A 262-nucleotide genomic window follows, 5' to 3' on the forward strand; every position below is an offset into this window, starting at 1 on the left:
CTGATGCAAGCGCAACAGATGGCTGCCGGCAGCCCGAAGATTTCCGGAAACCTCGTGATCTGGCAGACCGTGAATGACCGCAAAGACGATGCCGCATCGCTGGCCTCGCATGCGCAATTGACACCGTCGGCGCGCAAAGCCATCGACGACGACGTGGCGCGTGTACGTAGCGCTTGGCGCGATCGCCGCCTCGCTCGTGAAGCTGCACCCGTGGCCCCGCGTGCTGTGGCGGCGGCTCCGTCGACGGGGGCGCCCACCGCTG

Annotated in this window: 1 protein-coding gene; it reads left to right on the forward strand. The window is 67.2% G+C overall.

The window, feature by feature from the left end:
- Positions 1-54 precede the first annotated feature (54 nt).
- Positions 55-262: hypothetical protein (locus RVY79_RS20145; RefSeq protein WP_317466350.1), on the forward strand; the 208-nt coding region annotated here is incomplete at its 3' end.

Source organism: Chromohalobacter sp. HP20-39, assembly GCF_033052815.1.
Classification (GTDB): Bacteria; Pseudomonadota; Gammaproteobacteria; order Pseudomonadales; family Halomonadaceae; genus Chromohalobacter.